This is a genomic window from Ilyomonas limi, from assembly GCF_005233845.1.
GTDB classification, from domain to species: Bacteria; Bacteroidota; Bacteroidia; order Chitinophagales; family Chitinophagaceae; genus Ilyomonas; species Ilyomonas limi.
The window spans coordinates 1-4,053 of sequence record NZ_SZQL01000048.1 but is presented as its reverse complement, the minus strand read 5'-3'; the positions used below and the strand labels follow the sequence as shown (position 1 = coordinate 4,053).

Genomic DNA, 4,053 nt, shown 5'->3' with positions numbered 1-4,053 from the left:
TTCATTCTATCGGGTCAGGTTATCCCTTAAAAGGTTGCTCCTCAGCAGCGCCTTTCTCCGTTTTGCCTGACAGCATAAATGTAACATAGGAAAATCTTTTGACACAGTTTAAATTACACTCCCTGAGATGCTCTACTAAATTCGGACAGTGTAGTTGCTTACATTAGCAACAGAAAATGAAAGGGAAAAGCACAGGTGCGAAGCGCCGCAAGTACGATGCTTCATTCAAGGACGAAGTATTGAAAATGATTCACAATGGTCGTCCGGTGAGCGAAGTAGCCCAGAGCCTGGGCATTGGAGAAAACCTGATTTATAAATGGAAAAGCCGCACTAACAGCAGCCAACAGCCAGCAATAGTTGGTAAGGGGGATAATGCAGGCAGCCCGGAAGATCAGCAGGCATTACTCAAACGCATCCGGGAACTGGAGACGGAGCGTGATATTTTAAAAAAAGCTTTGGGCATTTTCAGCCGGCAGACGTAAGACAGTTGTACGAATTCATAAAAGCTCATGCACATTTATACCCTGTAGCCATTCAGTGTGCTGTGCTCAAGGTCAGCCGCAGTGCTTACTACAGCTGGAACGAGCAAAAGCAACGTATGGCCGGTGAAAAGAAAAATGAAATGGAACAAAGTATTATCCGTGTTTTCAGGGAGCATCGCAGGCGCTATGGTGTGCGCAGGGTGGCAGCAGAACTGAAAGCACAAGGAAAGGCTAAGGCTGGTGCTTACAAGGTGCGTAAAGTATTAAAGGAGCATGGTTTAAAAGCTATTCAGCCCCGGAGCTTTGTGCCAAAGACTACTGACAGCCGCCATCCTTACCCGATTAGTCCCAACCTGCTGTTGGAGCGCTCTTTGCCAATAAGACCTAATGAAGTATGGGTGGGAGATATTACTTACATTCCGCTTGCAGGCGGCAGTTACGGTTACCTGGCAGTGTGGATGGATCTGTATTCCCGAAAGATCATCGGCTGGCATCTCGATAACTACATGAAAGAAGCACTGGTCATAACCGCATTTAAAAAAGCACTGATGAGCCGCAGTATTACTGCAGCACTGATTGTTCATTCCGACCGTGGTGGTCAGTATGCAGGCAACAAGTTCAGAAAGCTTTTGAATTCAAAACCACAGATCATGCAAAGTATGAGCCGGGCTGATAACCCCTATGACAATGCATTCATGGAGTCGTGCTTCAGCCGCTTCAAAACGGAATTGATGCAGGACGGTGCTTTTGAAAACCTGCAGGATGCTAACACAGAAATCTTTGAATACATAGAAATGTATTACAACACAAAACGGAGACATTCATCCCTGAATTATGAATGCCCCAACAACTTTGAAAAGAACTATTATTTTTACATCACCTAAGCAACTTTACTGTCCGTCAAAATCGATACACCTCACCCGTATTAAATTTGAGATAAGGAAAAACTCTTGAGAAGGGGAAAGATGGATGCCTCCTTCAATCTTTCTCTTTCTCAAGAAATTTAATTTTATACATATTACCTCTTCACCTCCCATTTTCTTTGGTACATAGGAACCTTTTGTTAGCTGCCGTTTTTCTGTCAATTACGTATTGATAAGTTGTTGAAACGAAAAGTTTGGACTGCGCATTTCTACTTCGTTTTTGCTTGAATCTTCTTGTGCTTCTTTTGCATAAACAAACATTTTTTGTTCATAGTCATCAATAGCACTTTGTATAGTGTCATACTTTCCGTTCGTAAGATTGTCCGACAAAATCAAAGCGTCCATTAGTCCAATGTTTACACCTTGCCCCGCAAAAGGTGGCATTAAATGAGCAGCATCACCAATTAATGTAATAGGTAATGGACGAACCTTTTTCCAAGGTTTGTCTAATGGGAACTTTCTTATTGGCAAGCCGACAAAAAAAGTTGTTGAGCGAATTAATTGTTTGTATTCTTCACTCCAATTTGAAAGCTTATTTAACAAAAACTGGCTTACGCTGTCGGTATTTTGAAAGTCTAATCCTTTTCGGTTATACCATTCTTCTGGTTTTTTGAAAATGATACCGTAGGATAATGCACCATTATTAAATGGATTTGCGACTAATAAATTTCCTTGATGTGCAGTCATTAGTCTGTTGCCGTTGCACAACTGAAAAAAATCAGGACAGTTAGTTTCAGGTTGATAAATATCACCTTGAATAATAAAAGTTTCTGTTTCTTCTACTTCGCTGTCCGAAACAAAGTTTCTTGCTTTCGACATTCCGCCATTAGCTATGATAACAAAATCTGCGGTGGCACTTGGTTTGTTTTCAAAGTCTAAAATCCATTTTCCGTTTCGTTCTTCAAGTCCTGTAAGTTTTCTATCCCAAATAACTGTGTCGCTTTTTAAACTGCCAAGCAGCATTTTTCTTAATGCGTTTCTATTGATTTCGGGATTGTCAAACTGGTTTTCGGGCGTCGGATTTCTCGTTGATAATATATTCCCTTTCTCGTCAGCAAAGTTTATTCCCATAGGCAACGCCAGATCATAATAAGTTTGTAACAGTCCTGCTTTTTTCATGGCGAGTTGTCCCGAACTTTTATGTAGGTCAAGTGTTCCTCCCCAAATCCTTGCTTGCGCGTCTTTATCTCTTTCGTAAACGGTTACATCTACACCTTCTTGTTGAAATAATTTTGCCATTGTCAGCCCAACGGGTCCTGCACCAATGATGGCTACTTTCTTATTTTTCAGTAACATGATTTTGCATTGTTTAATTTAGATGCAAAATTCTGTCAGCACTGAAAAATGGAATAGTAAAAATCAGCCGTTTTAAGAAGGGAAGTTTTTGATTGCCGTTATGTCTATGAAACGGTCATCTTTGTTTTTGCTCAACTCTTTAGGTGTTACACCGGCATATTTCTTAACTTCTTTGATGAAATGATTTTGGTCGGTGAAAGCCTGTTCGGGAAAAAGTTTGCCTTCGCTAATGTGTTTGAACGAAGATCCTAAACGAAGCAACCTACAATAGGCTTTGAGTGAAATTCCAAACTGTTGATTGAAGTAACGATTGATTTGCCGACTGCTCCAGAACACTTGATCCGAAAGCTCTTTCACAGGCGTTGAGCCGTTAGAGGAGTAGATTAGTTCAAATAATTTTTTCTTTCGACTATCAATGTTTTCAAATGAAATGGTATTTATTTTTTGTGTTGCTCTGTTACAAAAATTTTCCAGGCTCTTCATGTCGCTCTCTTCAAATTGCCAGAAGTCATTTGAAATATGTTGTGCTTCGTTTAAAACATGTTTAATTGATTCACTTAACAAATATTCTACAGCCAATAATTTAAGCCCGATAGTAAATATTTTTGTTCCTTTTTCAATTACTACTTGCGAAGGCTCAGTGTCAAGTCCTCGCAGGAATAGTTTCCAATTCCCTGACTTCATATTCATCAGCGTTAGATCAACCATTCCGTTTGGTAACACTGTTGACCGAACGTCCTTCCCTGTCTTGTTCTCCAGCATCCAAAAGCTGTGAACAAAATGCACAATGGATTTGTCAGGTATTGCTGATTTAATGTTAAGTTTCATAATGTAACCGGCTCATATCCTGTAATTCTTTTCGAGTGCCTGTTCCTGACTAACGTTTTAGGTTATTAGAAAAGGTTTTTTCCTGCGTTTTTTAGATTGCAAGCAAAGCTTCGCTGAACCCTGCATTAATCAAAGTGTATTTTTTAGGAATAAAATAAAATGCCCTGAGGAAATATTTTCAAGATTTAAAGTTTATCCTGAACGGGGTAGCATAAGCTCCACCACTGAATTTATCAATTCTTCCATTTAAGGAAGATAATATTTCAACCAGAATGGCACACGGGTTCGTGAAACGCCAATTTATACATCGGTCTTGCAAAGAGCATTTGGGTAAAGCTAAGTATTTTGAACGCTGTCCACAGGTTAGCATGGGAATTTATTTTCGTCGCGAAAAAACTGGAATGTGCGTCGTCCTGAAAATGGTTGACTCTTTTTTGAGTTATTCACAGCGGGATAAGATAGCTGTATTTTTTAGTTTATCAAAAATAATTCAGTTTTGATTCATCAGCCCAAGCGGAATTGGT

4 protein-coding genes are annotated in these 4,053 nt (G+C 39.7%); 2 read left to right on the top strand and 2 right to left on the bottom strand.

Annotation, left to right across the window (positions count from 1 at the left end; translation table 11 throughout):
- Positions 1 to 176: 176 nt before the first annotated feature.
- The gene (locus tag FC093_RS23385) at positions 177 to 482 is read left to right on the top strand and encodes a transposase (protein WP_137264245.1); all 306 of its coding nucleotides are present in this window, start codon (positions 177 to 179) and stop codon (positions 480 to 482) included.
- A gap of 5 nt (positions 483 to 487) precedes the next feature.
- Positions 488 to 1,366, top strand: coding sequence for an IS3 family transposase (locus tag FC093_RS23380; RefSeq protein WP_137264244.1), 879 nt, complete (start codon positions 488 to 490; stop codon positions 1,364 to 1,366).
- Between the two features lie 201 nt (positions 1,367 to 1,567).
- Here the strand turns inward: FC093_RS23380 and FC093_RS23375 are convergent, their stop codons facing one another.
- Together FC093_RS23375 and FC093_RS23370 are read right to left on the bottom strand one after the other, a co-directional pair.
- Positions 1,568 to 2,701, bottom strand: a complete 1,134-nt coding sequence (locus FC093_RS23375; protein WP_137264243.1) for an FAD-dependent oxidoreductase — start codon at positions 2,699 to 2,701, stop codon at positions 1,568 to 1,570.
- A gap of 72 nt (positions 2,702 to 2,773) precedes the next feature.
- The gene (locus FC093_RS23370) at positions 2,774 to 3,529 is read right to left on the bottom strand and encodes a helix-turn-helix domain-containing protein (RefSeq protein ID WP_137264242.1); all 756 of its coding nucleotides are present in this window, start codon (positions 3,527 to 3,529) and stop codon (positions 2,774 to 2,776) included.
- Between the last annotated feature and the right edge of the window lie 524 nt (positions 3,530 to 4,053).